Origin of the sequence: Mycobacterium bulgaricum, from assembly GCF_041287165.2 — a bacterium.
GTDB lineage: Bacteria > Actinomycetota > Actinomycetes > Mycobacteriales > Mycobacteriaceae > Mycobacterium > Mycobacterium bulgaricum.
Window position 1 is genome coordinate 226,310 of the sequence record NZ_JBGGKV020000005.1, and the last position, 18,614, is coordinate 244,923.

Below are 18,614 nucleotides of genomic sequence, written 5' to 3' on the forward strand. Positions count from 1 at the left end.
GATTACATAGCATTTCTATGTTTTTCAACTGACGTCACGGGACGTGGCGTGTCACCGGTCACAGCCTCGGGCGGCCGTCCGCTCCCAGACGACTGGCAGAATCGAGAAATGACCGCGGCCGGCCCGGAGAGCGCCCCTCGACGGACGGGACCGCTGCAGCCGGTGGAGATCGCCCAGGCTGCCGTGATGGCCGCGCTGTGCGCGGCCATCGCCATCATCGCGGTCGTCGTGCCGTTCGCTGCCGGTTTGTCACTTCTCGGAACCGTCCCGATGGGGCTGCTGGCCTACCGCTACCGGCTGCGGGTCCTGCTCGCCGCGACGGTGGCCGGCGGTCTGGTCGCCTTCCTCATCGCCGGGATGGGTGGCTTCATGACGGTCATCAACTGCGCCTACATCGGCGGACTGACCGGCATCGTCAAACGACGCGGGCGCGGCACGCCGACGGTCCTGGCCTGTGCGCTCGTCGCAGGTGCCCTGTTCGGCGTGGCCACGGTCGCCGCGCTCGGCATCCTGAGCCGCCTGCGTCATCTGATCTTCGAGTCCATGACGGCCAACATCACCGGCCTGGCCGCAGTCATCGAGCGGATCCCCGGCATGGAACCGTTCGCCGAACGTCTCACCCGGGATTTCGCGACCGCGCTCCACTATTGGCCGTACCTCTTCTTCGGCGCCGGGGTCCTCAGCATCACCTTCGTCAGCCTTGTCGGCTGGTGGGCGTTGTCGCGGGTGATGAAGCGGCTGGTCGGCGTCCCGGACGTGCACGAGCTCGAGGCCTCGGCCGACACCGGTGCGATCGCGCCGATTCCGTTGCGCATGACCGATGTGCGCTTCCGCTACCCGAACTCCACGCACGACGCCCTGGGTCCGGTGTCGCTGGAGGTGCGGCCTGGCGAGCACATCGCAGTCACCGGAGCCAACGGCTCCGGCAAGACGACGCTGATGCTCGTGCTGTCGGGCCGCGAAGCGACGGCGGGGACGATCGAGCGCCCGGGCGCCGTCGGGTTGGGCAAGCTCGGCGGCACCGCAGTCGTCATGCAACACCCCGAAAGCCAGGTCCTCGGCACCCGCGTCGCCGACGACGTCGTCTGGGGCCTGCCGCCGGGTACCGACACCGACGTGGAGCAACTGCTCAGCGAGGTCGGCCTCGACGGGCTGGCAGAACGCGACACCGGCGGACTGTCCGGCGGCGAACTGCAGCGCCTGGCCGTCGCGGGGGCGCTGGCCCGCGAGCCCTCGCTGCTGATCGCCGACGAGGTCACCAGCATGGTCGACCAGGACGGCCGCGACGATTTGATGTCGGTGCTGTCCGGGCTGACGAAGCGGCATCGCACGGCGCTCGTGCACATCACCCATTACAACGACGAGGCCGACGCCGCCGATCGCACGGTCGCGCTGACAGGCCACGGCGCAGCGGCCGACAACACCGAAATGGTGCAGACTGCCGAGGCGCCGCAGGCAACCCCGCACACCGACACCCCGCGCGGCGCACCCGTGCTGGAGGTCAAGGGCGTCGGGCACGAGTACGGCAGCGGGACACCGTGGGCGAAAACCGCTTTGGCGAACCTCGATTTCGCGGTACACGAAGGCGACGGGGTGTTGATCCACGGTCTCAACGGCTCGGGCAAATCCACCCTGGCGTGGATCATGGCCGGGCTCACCGTGCCAACCACAGGGTCATGCCTGCTCGACGGTAAGCCGGTGTCCGATCAGGTCGGTGCGGTCGCACTGTCGTTCCAGGCGGCGCGCCTGCAGCTGATGCGCAGCCACGTCGCCCACGAAATCGCTTCCACCGCAGGCTTTTCGGTGCGAGACAGCGATCGTGTGATCAAGGCGCTCGGCACCGTCGGCCTTGATCCGGGGCTCGCCATGAGGCGGATCGACCAGCTCAGCGGCGGACAGATGAGGCGAGTGGTACTGGCGGGTCTGCTGGCCCGGTCTCCGCGCGCACTGATTCTCGACGAGCCGCTGGCCGGCCTCGACGCAGCGTCTCAGCGCGGGCTGCTGCGCCTGCTGGAGGACCTGCGCCGTCGTACCCGACTGACCGTCGTCGTCATCTCGCACGACTTCGCCGGCCTGGAGGATCTGTGCCCCCGCACCCTGCACCTGGAGAACGGGATGCTCGCGACTGCACCGACGGCGGCGGGGGGTATGGCATGACGTCTGCTGCGACGCCGCGTAAACCCCGTAGGCAGGTGGTGCTGCTGCGGCCGGTGCCGGGGCGCACCGCGATCCACGAATTGTGGGCGGGTTCCAAGCTGCTCATCGTGGCGGGAATCGGTGTGCTGCTGACCTTCTACCCGGGCTGGGTGCCGATCGGCGCCGTCGCGTTGCTCGTCCTGATCGCCGCCAGGATCGCGCGCATCCCGCGCGGAGTCCTGCCCACGATCCCGGGGTGGCTGTGGTTTCTCCTCCTGTTGGGTGCGGTCACAGCCACATTCGCGGGCGGCAGCCCGGAGTTCGAGGTCGGTTCGTTCACCGTCGGCCTCGGCGGGCTGTTGAATTTCCTGCGCATCACCGCGCTGTCGATTGTGCTGCTGGGGCTGGGCGCAATGGTGTCGTGGACCACGAACGTGGCCGAAGTGGCGCCGGCGGTCGCCAAACTGGGACGTCCGCTGCGGTCACTGCGCGTCCCCGTCGACGACTGGGCTGTCACGCTTGCGTTGGCGCTCAGGGCGTTTCCGATGTTGATCGACGAGTTCAGCACCCTCTACGCTGCGCGCCGACTGCGGCCCAAAGACGTCGACGGCAACCGTCGCGCGCGCGTACGCCGGCTGGCCTCCGAGCTGATCGACCTTCTGGCGGCGGCGGTCACCGTGGCGTTGCGCCGCGCCGACGAGATGGGCGACGCGATCACGGCTCGCGGTGGGGCGGGTCAGATCTCGGCTGTGCCGTCGGGACCGAAGCGTCGCGACTGGGTGGCGTTCGCCGTCGTCATCCTCGTATGCGGGATCGCGCTGGCGCTGGAGCTGACCATCCTGGGCACGAGCGGAATCCGAAGCTGATCTACATTGTGAAGGCGTGACAGCCCGAACGATCGACGCGGACTTTCTTGCGCTGCCGCGCCACGCACTCGCCGACGCCGCGCTGACCGCGGCTCGGCAGGCGGGCGCCGACTACGCCGACCTTCGCATCCATGCCATTACCACCGAAACCGTGCAGTTGCGCGACGGTGCGCTGGAGACCGCGGTCACCGACTATGAAATCGGGCTCGCGGTACGGGTGATCGTCAACGGCACATGGGGGTTCGCGTCCCACGCCGAGTTGGGCACCGGCGCCGCCGCGGACACCGCGCGACGTGCCGTCCGGGTGGCGACCACCCTGGCGCCGCTCAACGCCGAGCGCATCGAACTGGCCCCCGAACCCGTCTACCGGGACGTGACCTGGGTGTCGAGTTACGACATCGACCCGTTCACGATCACCACTGCAGACAAGATCGCGGTGCTCGAGGACTACTCCGGTCGGCTCCTCGCCTCTGACGGTGTCGACCACGTGTCGGCGTGGCTGCACACGGCCAAGGAGCAGACGTTCTACGCCGACACCTTCGGCTCGTCGATCACCCAGCAGCGGGTACGCGTGCTGCCGCGCTTGGACGTCGTCACCGTCGACGCGGCAGCCGGGTCGTTCGACACCATGAGCACCCTGGCGCCCCCGACCGGCCGCGGCTGGGAAGCCGTCGTCGGCGACGAGGTATGGGATTGGACGGGTGAACTCGCCGAACTGCCGTCGCTGCTGGCCGAGAAGGCCAAGGCGCCCAGCGTCGTTGCCGGGCCCACCGATCTGGTCATCGACCCGACCAATCTCTGGTTGACGATCCACGAGTCCATCGGGCACGCCACCGAATACGATCGCGCGATCGGCTACGAAGCGGCGTATGCCGGAACCTCGTTCGCGACGCCGGACAAGCTGGGCCGGATGAGGTACGGGTCGCCGGTGATGAACGTGACGGCTGACCGCACCGTCGAGCACGGTCTGGCCAGCGTCGGCTTCGACGACGAAGGGGTGCGGGCGCAGAGCTGGGATCTGGTGCGCGACGGGCTGTTCGTCGGCTATCAACTCGACCGGGTGTTCGCGCCCCGGCTTGGCGTCGGTCGGTCCAACGGGTGTTCCTACGCCGACTCCGCACACCATGTCCCGATCCAGCGGATGGCCAACGTCTCCCTGCAGCCCGGCCCCGACGACATCAGCACCGACGAACTGATCAGCAGGGTCTCCGACGGCCTCTACATCGTCGGCGACAAGAGTTGGTCGATCGACATGCAGCGCTACAACTTCCAGTTCACCGGGCAGCGCTTCTTCCGGATCAGGGACGGCAAGCTCGACGGCCAGGTCCGCGACGTGGCTTATCAGGCAACCACCACCGACTTCTGGGGAGCGTTGGAAGCTGTTGGCGGGCAGTCCACCTGGCGGCTCGGCGGCGCATTCAACTGCGGCAAAGCGCAACCCGGCCAGGTCGCCGCGGTCAGCCACGGCTGTCCATCGGCACTGTTCCGCGGCATCAATGTTTTGAACACGCGTGAAGAGGGCGGGCGATGATCGGCGCACAACTGGTGATCGACGCCGCGCTGGCCGAAGCGCGCCGGCTGGGCGGAGCCGACGAGACCATCGTGGTGGTCACCGACCGGGTCGATGCGTCGCTACGGTGGGCCAACAACACGATGACGACCAACGGCGAGTCGACGAGCCGTTCGACCACCGTCATTTCGATTGTGCGGCAAGGGGACAACGCCCACGTCGGGTCGGTGCGCTCCAGCGCGGTCGACCCCGCCGTCGTCACCGATCTGGTGGCCGCGTCGCAGAGGGCCGCGGCGAGTGCACCTCCGGCGCGTGACGCTGCGCCGGCGCTGCCCGCCGGTGATCCCCCGTCGGACTGGGACGACGTGGTTCCGCGCACGGGTGCCGAGGCATTTGGGGGGGTTGCGAACTCCCTGACTCGCGGCTTCCGGGGCGCGAACACGTTGTTCGGCTATGCGCGGCACATCCTGGAGACGACGTTCGTGGCGACCTCGTCGGGTTTGCGCCGGCGGTTCACGCAGCCGAACGGTTCGGTGGAGATCAACGCCAAGCGTGACGGTGCCAGTGCCTGGGTCGGTGTCAGTACACCGGACTTCATCGACGTGCCAACGGATTCCATGCTCGACGAGCTGGGCGCCCGGCTCTCGTGGGCGAGCCGAACTGTCGAGCTTCCCGCCGGACGGTACGAGACGATCATGCCGCCCTCCACAGTGGCCGACATGATGATCTACCTGACCTGGACGATGGGTGGCCGGGGTGCGCAGGAGGGGCGCACCGCCCTGGCGGCGCCCGGCGGCGGAACCCGCGTGGGGGAGAAGCTGACATCGCTGCCGCTGACGCTGTACTCGGATCCCGCTGCGCCCGGCTTGGAATGCACGCCGTTCGTGACTGCGACGAGTTCCTCGGAGCGGTCCTCGGTGTTCGACAACGGCCTTCCGATCGAGAGACTCGACTGGATCCGTGACGGTGTCATCAATGCGCTGGCCTACCCCCGGGCCGCGGCCGCGGAGTTCGGCGCTCCGGTGGCGGTCGGCGCGGACAACCTGCTGATGACCGGGGGCGAGGCGAGCCTGCAGGACATGATCGCGGGCACCGAGCGCGGTCTGCTGCTCTCGACACTGTGGTACATCCGCGAGGTCGACCCGTCGGTGCTGTTGTTGACGGGCCTGACGCGCGATGGGGTGTATCTGATCGAGGACGGTCAGGTCACCGCCGCGGTGAACAATTTCCGATTCAACGAGAGCCCGCTGGACCTCCTGCGGCGCGCGAGCGAAGTAGGCGTCAGCGAGGTGACATTGCCGCGGGAGTGGGGCGACTGGGCGACTCGCGCGAAGATGCCGTCGCTGCGAATCCCCGACTTCCATATGTCTTCGGTCAGTCAGGCGCAATAATCACCGAATGACTGATGAGCTGTCCGCACGGCTGGCGCGGCTGGTCACGCTGTCCTCGGGAGACGAGCGCGCCGACACGCTGATTCGGCTGACGTGCGGGCGGACGCTGTCACTGCCGCCGTTGCCGTCTCCGGCAGATCTGCCCGATGGGCGCACCGACGCGGAAGCCGTCCTGGTGGCGTTCGCCGAGCAGTTCACCGTCGACGTGACGGGGATCGGGGACAACCAGCGCGCACGTTTTGTGGAAGCGTTCGGCGACAACGCTTTTCGGATCGTGGTGGCGATCTTCATCGCCGACTTCGTGCCGAGGGTCTGGGCGGGGTGCGAGGCCCTCGGCCTCGGTAAGCCGGGATTCGCCGTCGGCGTGGAAATGGACCGCGAGACGGATCTGGTAGGCAAATTACTGGGTGGGTTCGTGCCCGCGGTGGCGCGCCTGCACGACGTCGATGCGGTGACCACCGAGGTGGTCCGGCTGCGGGGAGCCGAGGCGCACAACTGCAGGCTGTGTAAGTCGCTGCGGGAAGCGCATGCGCTGGACGCGGGCGGGTCCGAAGACATGTACCAGCAGATCGCCGACTTCGAATCGGCCGCCGATCTGACCGAGTCGCACAAGGCGGCGCTGAGGTACGTGGATGCGCTGATATGGACGCCGTCGCGGATCGAGGCCGACGTCGCTGACGGGATGCGCAAGCATTTCAGCGAGAAGCAGATGTTCGAGATCACGCTCGACGTGATGCGCAATGCCTGCAACAAGATCGCGGTGTCGATGGCCGCTGATGCGCCTCGGGTGGCTGAGGGCACGGAGCGCTACGAGGTCGACGAGCAGGGGCAGACGATATTCGCCTGACACGGTGTGTGCGACCATGATGGCCGCGTTCTGCGCACTGGGGCGGTAGCTCAGTTGGTTAGAGCCGGGGACTCATAATCCCTTGGTCGCGGGTTCGAGCCCCGCCCGCCCCACTTCAAGCGTGTATTGCGTCGGGTGATGGGTGACATTTCGGCTTTGGTTGATGGCCGACAGTGTTTCGGCTGATGCTTGACAGTTGCTTCGGTTGATCCTTGACACTCCCTAAATGGGGGAGTTGAGCGTGGCCGAGCAGCGGTATCAGGCTGTGTGCTCCTACAAAAACAGGGCGCCGCTCGAGGCTTGCAGATGGCGACCCCGACCCCCGTTTGTCGCTGAGCATGCAGCGGACACAACGATGGTGGCGCTGCCATTGGCGGAGGGTCTAGGCGCCTCACGCGCCGGCTCGGACTGGATCAGCCGCAAGGCCACCAATGTCAGCTCGAAGTCTTCGATCCGCTAGAGGATATTTATATTTACGCTAACTTCAAATTCGGCGGCGGCAAACTGCGGCACCGAGTCGAGGCGGGGAGCAGACCATGCGTGATGTCAGGACGATCGGCCAGATCGGCGCGGCAACGGTGGCTCTCGGGTTCGGTCTGGCCGCGTCTCTACCGGCGGGCGCCTCGCCGACACCGCCCACGCCGGGGCATCTGGCCATCATGACCGCGCGCGGCGGCGAAACCTATGGCACCGCGCGCGCCGAAGTGGCCGGCTCAGCCAACGCGCGGGCACGTGCCACCGGCATCGACGCCTACGCCCTCGCCTTGAACGGGACACTCACGGCGATAGCGACCGGCGACGGGGCTCAGGCGGAGGGCCGGGGCAAGAACGGCCACATCGAAGTCGTGGGCGCCGGTGCGTCCGGAGTGATCGCGTTCGGTTCGCCCGACAACAAGATCGACATCCGGGGCGACGACAGCCGCGCGAACATCACGGGTGCGCGCAACAGCGTGACGATCATCGGAGTCGGTAACTTCTTCAGCGTCATCGGTTCGCGCAACACCGTCTATCTTGCGACGGACCACTTCCGAGGAGGAGTCGCAGGGGACGACCAAACCCGCTGCTATCCCGCGGGTTGTGGTGGTAGCGCACTGGCCCGCTCCGGCGGCGGCGACCGCGCCGGAGTCGGTGCCGCCGGGGTGCCGATGGGCCCAATGTTCGGATTGTTCGGCAACGGCGTCGATGCGTCCCCGGACTGCGTCGGCGCGGCGTGCGATGGCGGTCGCGGGGGCCTGTTGTGGGGCAGCGGCGGGGCCGGCGCCAACGGCGGATCCGGCGGTGCGGCAGGACTTTTCGGTAACGGCGGGCGCGGTGCGGATGCCGGCGAGACCACCGCCGCAGGTGCCGGCGGGCGCGGTGGCCTGCTGATCGGAAACGGTGGCGCGGGCGGCAACGCCAGCGACACGTTCACCACCGCGGGCCGGGGCGGTGACGCGGTCGGTATCGGTCGCGGCGGGCGCGGCGGCGACGCGCCGGTGGCCAACGGCGTCGGCGGCGCGGGCGGCAACGGCGGAATCATCGCGGGCAACGGCGGCGCCGGCGGCGATGCCCGAGGCGACAACGGTATCGGCGGCGAAGGCGGTCACGCCGTCACCATCGGTGACGGCGGCGCGGGGGGCCACGGCGGATCACCCGACGTCGGCGACGGCTTCGGCGGTGACGGCGGAAACGGCGGGTCTCTGGCCGGCAACGGCGGCGCGGGTGGCGCCGGCACCGGCATCTACACCGGCTGGGGCGGCATGGGGGGTGACGCATTCGGACGTGGAGACGGCGGAGACGGCGGCGCCGGAACCGCCTCCGATCCGTTCTCCGGAATGGGTGTCGGCGGCGACGGCGGCTACGCCGGCCAACACGGGAAAGGCGGTAACGGCGGCAGAGGCAGCGGCCCGTTCGGTGGCATCGGCGGTGACGGCGGCAACGGCGGCAACAAGTCCGGCCGGGGTGGAGACGGCGGCGACGGTATCTCGGACCCGGACATCGGAATCGGCGACGGCGGTGATGGCGGTGACGCCGGAAATCTCAGTCGGGACGACGGCGGCGCAGGTGGCACCGGCAGCGGCGGTAGCGACGGTGTCGGCGGCGCCGGGGGTAACGGCGGTGGCCGGGGCGGCAACGACGGTGCCGAGGGCGGCGGCAGCAGCGCTGGTGCCGGAGGGTCCGCCGCCGACTGACAGCTGGGCCCTAAGCTGCCAATTTCTCGGTGATGATGACCGACTCCAGTGCAGGTGGCAAGCCTGCGCAATCGTTCTGGATCAGTGTGCGCGTAAAGGGTTTCGACGGAGGCGTACACGATGGTCTGTTCGGGCGTCGTCCTCAGTGTGGGGCCCAGGACGTATTGGGGCGCAGACGGACTCTGAAGATACCAAAGGCAATAAGCTTACAAATGCATATTCACCATGCATGTACCGCTAGTCGCGCTTGCTAACCGCATGGTCGAGTAGCTTGGCAACCTGAGTATGGACGCGGCCACGGCCCACATAGCGGTCCTGGGTCATGCTGGCTGACGCGCGGCGCCGAAGCTGGTCGGTACCGATACGTGCTGACAAGCCTTCGTCGTCGATGAGGCGATTGCGACGGTCGTGCAAAAGCTATGCGCTGTATTTCACAAAGATTGTGTTCGTCCCGGCGAAAACTGTTGCGAAACGTATGAGCCGCGTGTCGATCAGTTGTCGCGCAAGATCGGTGAATAACGCCGGTAGTCCGGCCGCACCGTGATGGCGCTGGCAGTCACCGCGCTCACGTCGGTCCACAGTGCCAGGAATGTACCTCGGTGGCGCCAGCGCAACAGCGCGGCCACCAGCGCGGGCTGGCGGACCTGAGATCGTTCGTAGCCGAGGAACGAGGAACGGGTGCGCGGGCTGACGACCAGTCCGAAGACCGTGGGTGGCTCGGGTCCTCGGTTCACATCGCCGCTGACAGCCAGACGCACGTCGATCACGGTGCCCAGGCGCCGGTCTGTCGAATCGTGGACCGCGACACCGAGAAGTTCACTGAGCTGCATGGCGGCCCCCGGGAATGCGGCCGATGACGTGGTGGCGCAGCCAGTGTTCGACCCATTGCCCGTCGGTGGGTTCGGCGCCGCTGTGCAGGTGGATCGACGTACCGATCTTGGCTACGGACCGCCACGACACCATGGACAGATGGGACCGGGGCGGTTGTCCCCCGAAAACTCGGGTGAAGAGGACCTTGCCGGTGAGGATCGCGGTCACGCGGGGACCGGTGGGCGGTTGGTCGGCGGTGTTGTCGGTCAATTCGAGGTCGTCGACGATGCCGACGGGTTCGCCGTCGGCATCGAGGAGTTGACGGTCGAGCAGATGGAGCCGCGCATCGAGCAGGGTGATCCCTGGCGGGCGGGGCGCGTCGGGTAATTCGTTGTCTCGGTGTCTCATTGGCCTGCTCCGGTGACGATCATGAGGGGGATGGCCGCCAGGGAGGCGGCCAGGATGATGACGAGGTAGATCGAGGCGACCGCGTTGACGAGGCGACTGTTGACGTAGTCGCCCATGTAGGCGGGGTCGTTGGCGACGATGAGAATCGGCAGGTAGGTCAGAGGCAGCGCGATGGCGGAGAACACCACGGAGTATTCGGTCACCAGGATGGGATCGACACCGGTGAACAAGACTGCGCTGCACACGAGCAGGGCCACGAGCATCACGGTGTGGAACCGGGCGGCTTGTGCGGGCCGGCGGAACTTGCCCCAGGCCCAACCGAAGTACTGGGCGACGGTGTAGCCCGAGGACAGGGTGGTCTCCAAGGCTGCGCCGAAGGTGGCGGCGACGATGCCGATGATGACGAAGGCCAGCGCGAGTTTTCCGCCGGCTTCGATGACCGGCAGGGTGATCTGGGACAGCGAGGTCACTTCGATACCCGCGGGCATCAGGACGATGGCTGCGCAGGCGGCTATCGCGATCGACAGCAGTCCGCCCAAGGGGAATCCGACCAGGACGTTCAGTCGCGATGTGCCGAGATCGTCGACGCTCCAGCGCTCTTCGATCGCGCCGGAGGAGAAGAAGAACACCTCATACGGTGTCATCGCGGCGCCGAAGAGGGCGATGGCGAAATACCAGTACGTCGCCGCGGATTCGGTGCCGGGAATGATCGGGGTGAATGCCTGGTCGGCGAGAGCTGTCCAGTTGGGTTGCAGCAGAAACACGCTGACGGCGAAGACGATGAGGCAGAGGCCGAGGATACCGGTCACGTTCTCCATGACCGAGAACTTCACGCGCCAGATGACGATCCAGATTGCGAATGCCGCCACCGGTATCCACAGCAGCGGTCCGACGTCGGTCGCCAGCTGCAAGGCCAGAGCGACGCCGCCGATCTCGGCGGTGACGGTCATCAGATTGATGAAGAAGGAGGCGCCGAGGTTGGCGGCCGCGACACGTGGCCCGAGGCGCTCACGGATGATCTCGAAGGTCGCATGTCCGCTCACCGCTGCCACGCGTCCGGCCATGTTGGCATAGAGGCAGATGCCGAGCACACCTACCGGGATGACCCAGGCCAATCCGAGCCCGAAGCGCGACCCCACCACGGCATTGGTGACCATGTCGCCGATGTCGAGGAAGCCGCCGATGGCGGTGAGGACACCGAGTGCGACGGCGAAGAGCTTCTTCATCAACGGTAGTCGCGTTCCAACGCGGCGTCGGCGTCGACGAGGACGCCACGCAGCACGGCCGGATCTGCGCTGTCCGGTAGGGCGCGGACCGCCGCGTTGGCTTGGTTGAGCGTGGCGACGATGTCGGTCATCGATCGTGTCAGCAGGTTCTGTCGCGCCAGGTCCGCTGGGTCTTCGGCTTTCAGCACAGCGATTCCGTCGTAGGCTTTGGCCACCTCATCGCGGGCATCGGCAAGCTGCACCGCGACAAGCTGGCGCGTCGAGCGGTCCCGCTGCCACAGATCGAGCGCCAGCACCGCAGATCGGGTGGCCGACTGTGTCTCGTCCTTGGCGCTCGCCAACTGCCCGGGCATGCCGTCGCGGTTGGCGGGGCAACTTGTCAACACCAGCGCCAGAACCGCAACCAGGAGCGCTGGTAACGCGACCGCACGCGCCAGAGTGGACGGCGTCACTGAATTTCGCTGCGGCACATCGGTAGCCGAACCTTAATGGCCGAACCCTCTCCACTGCGAGTTCTGACGTCCTTGAGAATTTACTTCCTTCGCGGTGCTGCAGCCTGGTCAAAGAGTACCGTCGACGCGCCGGCCGAGCCTGTGATTCGGCTGCGAATCTGTGCGCTAATTGAGCGGGATGGAATGTACGACAGTGTGTTTGAGGTGACAGGTCGCTTCGCGAAGAGGCGCGCTCAGCGCATCTGCGAACGCTGGCCAAATGTGTGGGACACGATGGACGTCAACCGCATCGCACCGACAACGGGCTCTAACCGTTCGCCTGCCCAATTTGTGTACCAGGCACGGAGGTGTCAGCCGCCGTCTGCTGAGTTACCGCCCCGGCGAGGAGCCCGGATTGCCCGAACAGGGACCCCGCGGGACCCCCGAACAGCGCGCTGTCGATCGACGTGTCGAACGCCATGGTGGGTCCTGATCCCCTTTCGCTGCCGTCCTGCCGCGGTATTGCCGGGTTTGTGGACGGCTAATCGCTGTCGGCGTTAAATACCTGTGTCGGGCAGCGTGTGTTGTACAGCCTTCGAGTTCACCTGCTGCGGCGTGATTCTGAGGGCAACCCGGGGCTTGGGGCCTCGGGACAGGATTGCCTCGATCGTCGTGATGATGCGGACCTGAACACCGTATTTATCGCGGATCAACTGCTCGACTTTCGACACCTCAGCCGGTGACTCTTCGACGACAGCCGTGCCGAGAAGTTCGGGATCGACCGGATCGACCTTGCCCATGCGGCCGGAGCGGATCACCACGACGCGAGGATCGCGGCGGACTCGCTTGACCTTCCAGGCATCTGCGGGAGTCCAGACGACGAGATCCGCGCCGTCGGAAGCCACCCACATCGGTGACCCGACGGGAGTTCCGTCGCGCTTGAAGGTCACCAGAGAGACGAACGTCGTCGCCCCCAGTTGTTTCGCCAACGCCGTCGCGGTGGTGGTTTCGTCAGGCATGGGCTCAACATGCCCGTATCGGCCTCCGTCGAATCGCCGATCGCCTAGCTTTCATCTCCAGCAAGTTCGGCTGCCACACGTCGGCAAGACGCGGATCGATCTCCCTTGGGGGCGTCGTGAACAGACTGCTGAATCGCGCCTCGTAGCTGGGCGCCCCAGCGGCCGACGCCATGCGCGCAGCCGACTCCGGAAAGAGGGTCGCTCTCAGCGCAAATCAATCGATGCGGTGGCAAATATTTCTTCGACAATCTCCCAGCAAACTTGCTGCCGCCGCCGTACGATCCTAGCGACCCGACCGCGTTACCCGGGTGTCAATTTACGATCGTTGGGGGAACAGCTATGTCGCAGCAGGCTTCGTCGCGCCGATTTGAGGGAGTGGGATCCGAGAAAGCGCAGGGCGAGGTCGCCAGGCCCTCGCGGCGGAAAGCAGGAGCGCACCGGCGTCGGCGAGCCGCGGACTACCCGGTGCGACGCTGGCTGCAACTCGGCGCGGTGTCTGTCGGCGTCGGCACCGCTGCGATCGGCTTCTCGGTGCTCGGCCCGCAGGTGGCCGCCGCTGCGGCTGATAGCGGAGACTCGAGCGCATCGTCGTCGACGGCCGATTCGAACTCCGAGGCCGCTGACTCGACCACCAAGAAGTCGAGGACCGGCGCCCCGTCCTCCAAGAGAGACTCGGCGGATTCCGGCGACGAGGATTCCGCTGCCGCGGAATCAGCAAGCGACGACGACCCCGCCGATGACCCTGCCGACGACGTCGATGACGGTGATGACGGCGGGAACCTCGACGGCGACAGCGACGCAGGCGGATCGGATAGCGAGGACGTCGCCGAAGACACCGATGTCGAGGGCGCGCCAGAGGATGCGACGGCAGCAGTCTCGGTGATCCACGCAGACCGCAGGTCTGAGTCGGTGGCCGTCGCACCTCGCGGCGTGGCACCCCAGACGCCTCCGGCCGCAATCCTCGCCGCGCCGCAGGCTGTCGCGACACCACAGGACCGCTTTTGGCGCGTCTTCTTCGGCGACGGCACGGCAGACAATCCGAACGCCGGCATCATCATCGGCAACGGCTTCGACTGGACCGCGGACACCTGTGCTGCCGCCGTCCAGTGCAACGGCGGCAGGGGTGGCCTGTTCGGTGACGGCGGCGACGGCTGGAACGGCGGCAAGGGCGGTAACGCCGGCTGGTGGGGCGACGGCGGCATCGGCGGCAGCGGTGTCACCGGGATCAACGGCGGCAACGGAGGCGATGGCGGCAGAGGCGGCCTCATCTACGGAGAAGGCGGTGAGGGAGGCAAGGGAGCCCAAACCGTCGCGGGGTCGGCCGGCGGGCGTGGCGGCTCGGCGGGTCTGGCCGGACACGGGGGACGGGGCGGCAAAGGCGGGACGTCGACCGGTGCGTCGAACGGAGGCGTCGGCGGTCGAGGTGGTGACGGCGGCGCCTTCTGGGGTGACGGCGGACTCGGGGGTGACGGCGGGAACGCCATCACGCACGGACAGGTGGCCGGTGCCGGTGGGCGAGGCGGCAACACCGGCCTCGTGTCGCTGTGGGGCACAGCGGGCACGGGTGGCATCGGAGGGGCGGCCACGTTCGGTGGCCGCGGCGGCGACGGTGGCAGCGCCGGATCCCTGTCCGTGAACTCCACCGGAGGCGCTGGCGGCGAGGGCGGCGAGAGTCCCGTCAAGGGCGCCGGCTCCGATCATGGCGGCGACGGCGGCGATGGTGGTGCAGGCGGACTTCTGTTCGGCGATGGCGGTGCCGGCGGTGCGGGAGGCTTCGGGGGCGGTGACGGCGGGCGCGGCGGAAATGCCGGATTCCTGTCCCTCATCGGGCGAGGCGGAGTCGGCGGAGACGGCGGTGAAGGCCAGCAGGGCATCCCCGGTTTCAATGGCATCACCGGAGACATCCACGGCGGCACGGGGGCGACCGGCGGCCTCGGCGGAGAAGGCGGTGACGGCGGCAACGGCAGCCGGATCTTCGGCCGTGGAGGCGACGGCGGCAAGGGTGGCGAAGGCGGCAAGGGCGGCCAGGGCGGTTCCGGGGCCAACGGGACGAGAGTCGATGTCGGAAACGGTCTTTCGGGCGGCAACGGCGGCAGCGGCGGCACCGGCGGTGCCGGTGGAGCCGCGGGTGGTGAAGCCGGTACGGGCGGGTTCCTCTTCTTCGTTCCGCGTCATGGTGACGACGGGATCAGCGGTGCGGGTGGCGATGGCGGCGACGGCGGTGCCGGCGGCTGGGGCGGTTCAACGCGGGATGTGACCGCTGCTGGTGGCAACGGGGGCGACGGCGGAAAGGGCGGCGCGGGCGCGGTCGGCGCAGTGGGCAGTGCGGCAGGAAAAGGCGGTGCCGGCGGCGTGGGCGGTGACGGTGCCGATGCGACGGCCTCCGGTGGTCGTGGCGGCAACGGCGGAGATGCCGGAGTCGGCGGCGCAGGTGGACCGAGCTCGGGGAATGTCCAGGCCGGTCAGGGCGGACCGGGCGGCAAGGGTGGAGCCGGCGGCAACGGCGGTTGGGCTACAAACCCGGGTGCAGGTGGCGACGGCGGTAATGGTGGTGCCGGCGGAACGGGCGGCGCCACAGGAGGTTTGGGCGGTGTCGGCGGTGGATTCGGTGTCGGCGGGGTTGGCGGCACGAACGAGGAAGACCAGAGCAAGGGCGCGCCCGGTGATAACGGTCAGCCCGGCGCAACAGGCGCCCCGGGCGAGAGTGCGTCGAACGCTGTCACGCTTTCCCTGGCAGCCGCCTCTGCGGATGCCCCGTCTTCGGACTTCAATCTCTTCCGACAGGTCGCCTACATCTTCTTCAACAAGGCCCCGAGCATGGATCCGTCACCGGGAGTCCAGGACAGCTCGGGAACGATCACCGGTGACCTGAACGGTGAGAGCAACAACGGCTTCATCCCGACCTACACCGTGACTGTGGAGCCCAAGTACGGCACCGTGACGGTCCACGACGACGGGACGTACACCTACGTCCCGAAGGACGTGATGGTCAAGCCCGGGATCAGCGACTACTTCCGCATCACGATCGACAACGGGGCGTCGACCAAGCTGCCGGGATTGGCAGGCATCGTTCAGGATCTGCTGCACAAGTTCGCCGTCAGCATCGGCTTGGCGAAACCCGACACCTTCGAACAGGAAATCACCGTCACGGTGGTCGGTGACGGACGTTACGGAGACCCGGTGAAGGGCGCCGAATACTGGATCGGACAAAGCTATTCGAACTGCCAGCTGCAGGCAGCTGCGGCCGCGGTGGCGCAGGCCACGCAGAACGCCTACAAGCCGACCGAAGCGCAGATGGTGGCCTGGGCGAAGGAAACGCCCAGTGTGCAGAAGCCGGGATCGTTCATGTATCTGAGTGAGCGGACCAGTGAAGGTATCGGGGACGTGGATGCCAACGCCCTGTTGGAGATGAAGTTCCCCGTGACCACGACGTTCACGCGGTATGGCGAGTGGGACGAGTACAACAAACTGATCACCCCGCCGACCCTGGAGGACGGCCAGCGGGCGCTCAACGACCTGATGGCGGCACTGGCCGAGGGTAAGGCTCCCATCATCGGTTACCCGGTCGCGATCGTCTGGGCCGCTGTCACCGACTTCACGCCTTCGGAGGACACCACTCGCGACTACGCCGACCACGCCGCCGTCGTCACCGCGATCGACTGGAAGAAGGGCATCGTCTACGTCAACGACAGCTCGATGACCTACCGAGGCCAGAACAACGGGCAGAGCAAGGCGATCCCGTTGAACGTCTTCATGGAAGGCTGGCGGGTGGACAACTATCAGTTGATGACCGTGGCGGCAAAGCCGGCGGCTTCGGCGAGCGGTTCGCTGGCCGCCTGATCTGATCGAGACTGCGTCCGAGGTCGTGGATGTACGAGATCCACAGCCCTGGGCGCAGTTTCGTCATTGCCGACGGATCCTAGGCGGCGGCCGGCGACTTGGCGCGCATCGCCATCACACCGCCGCCGATGACCAAGGCCATCCCCAGATACGTGCTCGGCGACGGCGCATCGTCCCAGACGATCCAGTCGATCACCGCAGTGAAGACGATGACCGTGTAGATGAAAGGGCCGACCTTCTCCGCGGAGGCGTACCGGTAGGCCACCACGATCAGGATCTGTGAGAACAATTGCGCGAAACCGAGTCCGACGAGCCAGGGCCACGCAGCGACCGGAACCGGCGCCCAGTCCGCGACGGCAATGGGAATCGAGAGCAGCGTCGAGAGTGCGAAGTAGTAGAAGAGAATTCTGGTCACGGGTTCCGTCGCACCGAGCCAGCGCACGGTCATCATCGCGACCGCCAACAGCAAAGCGCCTGACACAGCGGAGATTTCACCGATGCTGAAGCCGTGCCCCTGTGGTTGCAGCACCAGCATGACACCGACGAAGCCGAGTCCGGCGCCGATCCAGGTGGCTGTGGCGACGCGGTGTCGCGTGACCGCCCATGCGATCAACGGCATCCACAGCGGCGCGCTGTAGGTCAGCAGGGTCGCGTTGGCGAGCGGGATCCGCTCGATAGCGAAGAAGAGGGCGTACCAGCACGCCGTACCGGCGCCGGCGCGCAACAGATGCAGACCGGCCCTGTCGGTCCGAAGGGATCGCCATCCGGTCCTCAGCGCCAGTGGCATCACGAACACCAAACAGAGGGCGTTCTGAAACAAAAGCAGCACACCGGTTGACGTGTACTGTCCCGAAACTTTCGCGAGAGTGCCCACCAGTGCGACACAGAAGAACGCCGCGGTGGTGAGAAACGCTCCCAGGCCCAGGTTTTCGGCGCGGTAGCCTGTTCCCTCAGCGGAGCTCACGGTGTTCCAGCTGCGGGGTGGAGCGCTTCATGACGCCGTTGAGCAGACGCGGAGACACGATGTCGAGCGCACGCAGGGGCAACATCTTGCGTGGCGCGATGCGAACCGGGCGGGTGCGCGCGGCCAGCACCATCCATTCGGCTGCTTCCTCGGCGCTGAGCGCGGCCAGTCCGTCATAGGCACGCGTAGGCGCGATCATCGGCGTCGCGACCAAGGGATAGTAGATCGTCGTCGAATGCACGCCGAACTCGGCCAACTCGTTGTCGATCACCCGGCTCACGGCGCTCAGCGCGGCTTTGGACGCGTTGTAGACACCGAAGAGCGGAGACGATTCCGGCATCACCCGCCAGCTCGAGACGTTGATGATGTGCCCTCCGCCCCGCTCGACCATCCCCGGGGCCAGTCCTCGGATCAGCCGAAGCGGCGCGTAGTAGTTCAGTGCGATGGTGCGCTCGACGTCGTGCCAGCGCTCCAGCGACTCCAGCAGCGGCCTGCGGATCGAGCGCGCCGCGTTGTTGATCAGGATGTCGACGGGGCCCACCGTGCGGACGAGGTCGTCGACGGCCTCGAGGTCGGCCAGGTTGGCCGGCATCGCGATCGCGTTGCCACCCTGTGCGGTGATCCGCGCGACCATGTCGTCGAGCAGGTGCCCGCGACGCGCCACCACGATCATCGTCGCGCCGCGAGCCGCCAGCTTCTCGGCAGCGGCTTCGCCGATGCCCGAGGATGCGCCCGTCAGCAGAATTCGCTTGCCGCGCAAATCGATTGAGGTCCGCGCCGGTAGGTGGGGAAGCGGTCGCATGCCGGTGAGGCGCAACGCCTTGCGCAGGCGATGGACGGTTTCCGTCCCCACGAGGACCCCCCTTCTCGCGGCGCGACGTGCGTCGCCCGCTCGCCGACCATTGTCGAAGATCGGGGGTGGTGAGGACGCGGAATCGCCAGTTGCGGCGTGCGCGGCGAGGGCGAAGGGCCACGACGGGAGACGGATGTGATGC

General features: G+C 67.3%; 14 protein-coding genes and 1 tRNA gene. 8 read left to right on the forward strand and 7 right to left on the reverse strand.

Annotated elements, in window-relative coordinates; translation table 11 throughout:
• Positions 1-108: 108 nt before the first annotated feature.
• The 7 genes from ACAG24_RS16265 to ACAG24_RS16295 all read left to right on the forward strand — a co-directional run bounded on the left by ACAG24_RS16265 (position 109) and on the right by ACAG24_RS16295 (position 8,921).
• Complete coding sequence (locus ACAG24_RS16265) at positions 109-2,157, forward strand: ABC transporter ATP-binding protein (RefSeq protein WP_370473674.1); 2,049 nt, start codon at positions 109-111, stop codon at positions 2,155-2,157.
• Positions 2,154-3,002 (forward strand): CbiQ family ECF transporter T component, encoded by an 849-nt coding sequence (locus tag ACAG24_RS16270; RefSeq protein WP_370473673.1) that lies wholly within the window; start codon positions 2,154-2,156, stop codon positions 3,000-3,002. The genes ACAG24_RS16265 and ACAG24_RS16270 overlap by 4 nt, the downstream gene beginning before the upstream one ends.
• Before the next feature lie 16 nt (positions 3,003-3,018).
• Positions 3,019-4,533: a TldD/PmbA family protein gene (locus tag ACAG24_RS16275; RefSeq protein ID WP_370473672.1), complete on the forward strand. Its 1,515-nt coding sequence runs from the start codon at positions 3,019-3,021 to the stop codon at positions 4,531-4,533.
• Positions 4,530-5,903 (forward strand): metallopeptidase TldD-related protein, encoded by a 1,374-nt coding sequence (locus tag ACAG24_RS16280; RefSeq protein WP_370473671.1) that lies wholly within the window; start codon positions 4,530-4,532, stop codon positions 5,901-5,903. Before ACAG24_RS16275 ends, ACAG24_RS16280 begins: the two co-directional genes overlap by 4 nt.
• A 7-nt stretch (positions 5,904-5,910) precedes the next feature.
• The gene (locus ACAG24_RS16285; RefSeq protein WP_370473670.1) at positions 5,911-6,750 is read left to right on the forward strand and encodes a carboxymuconolactone decarboxylase family protein; all 840 of its coding nucleotides are present in this window, start codon (positions 5,911-5,913) and stop codon (positions 6,748-6,750) included.
• 39 nt (positions 6,751-6,789) lie between these two features.
• Positions 6,790-6,863 (forward strand) — tRNA-Ile (locus ACAG24_RS16290).
• Between the two features lie 423 nt (positions 6,864-7,286).
• Entirely contained in the window at positions 7,287-8,921 is a 1,635-nt protein-coding gene (locus ACAG24_RS16295; RefSeq protein ID WP_370473669.1) for a hypothetical protein, read from the forward strand.
• A gap of 491 nt (positions 8,922-9,412) precedes the next feature.
• Here ACAG24_RS16295 and ACAG24_RS16300 read toward each other — a convergent pair whose 3' ends face one another.
• The 5 genes from ACAG24_RS16300 to ACAG24_RS16320 form a co-directional block, all read right to left on the reverse strand.
• Complete coding sequence (locus ACAG24_RS16300; RefSeq protein WP_370473668.1) at positions 9,413-9,751, reverse strand: PRC-barrel domain-containing protein; 339 nt, start codon at positions 9,749-9,751, stop codon at positions 9,413-9,415.
• Positions 9,738-10,139 carry a PRC-barrel domain-containing protein gene (locus ACAG24_RS16305; RefSeq protein WP_370473667.1) on the reverse strand — a complete coding sequence of 134 codons (402 nt, stop codon included), beginning with the start codon at positions 10,137-10,139 and terminating at the stop codon, positions 9,738-9,740. Before ACAG24_RS16305 ends, ACAG24_RS16300 begins: the two co-directional genes overlap by 14 nt.
• The gene (locus tag ACAG24_RS16310; RefSeq protein WP_370473666.1) at positions 10,136-11,365 is read right to left on the reverse strand and encodes an NRAMP family divalent metal transporter; all 1,230 of its coding nucleotides are present in this window, start codon (positions 11,363-11,365) and stop codon (positions 10,136-10,138) included. The genes ACAG24_RS16305 and ACAG24_RS16310 overlap by 4 nt, the downstream gene beginning before the upstream one ends.
• Positions 11,365-11,817 (reverse strand): hypothetical protein, encoded by a 453-nt coding sequence (locus ACAG24_RS16315; protein ID WP_370473665.1) that lies wholly within the window; start codon positions 11,815-11,817, stop codon positions 11,365-11,367. Before ACAG24_RS16315 ends, ACAG24_RS16310 begins: the two co-directional genes overlap by 1 nt.
• Positions 11,818-12,353: 536 nt before the next feature.
• Positions 12,354-12,815 carry a PPOX class F420-dependent oxidoreductase gene (locus ACAG24_RS16320; protein WP_370473664.1) on the reverse strand — a complete coding sequence of 154 codons (462 nt, stop codon included), beginning with the start codon at positions 12,813-12,815 and terminating at the stop codon, positions 12,354-12,356.
• Between the two features lie 465 nt (positions 12,816-13,280).
• On the opposite strand from ACAG24_RS16320, the gene ACAG24_RS16325 reads away from it, so the two are divergent.
• Positions 13,281-16,655, forward strand: a complete 3,375-nt coding sequence (locus ACAG24_RS16325; RefSeq protein WP_374150784.1) for a hypothetical protein — start codon at positions 13,281-13,283, stop codon at positions 16,653-16,655.
• Between the two features lie 79 nt (positions 16,656-16,734).
• Here the strand turns inward: ACAG24_RS16325 and ACAG24_RS16330 are convergent, their stop codons facing one another.
• Entirely contained in the window at positions 16,735-17,619 is an 885-nt protein-coding gene (locus ACAG24_RS16330; RefSeq protein WP_370473662.1) for a DMT family transporter, read from the reverse strand.
• Positions 17,606-18,472, reverse strand: coding sequence for an SDR family oxidoreductase (locus ACAG24_RS16335; protein ID WP_370473661.1), 867 nt, complete (start codon positions 18,470-18,472; stop codon positions 17,606-17,608). Before ACAG24_RS16335 ends, ACAG24_RS16330 begins: the two co-directional genes overlap by 14 nt.
• Between the last annotated feature and the right edge of the window lie 142 nt (positions 18,473-18,614).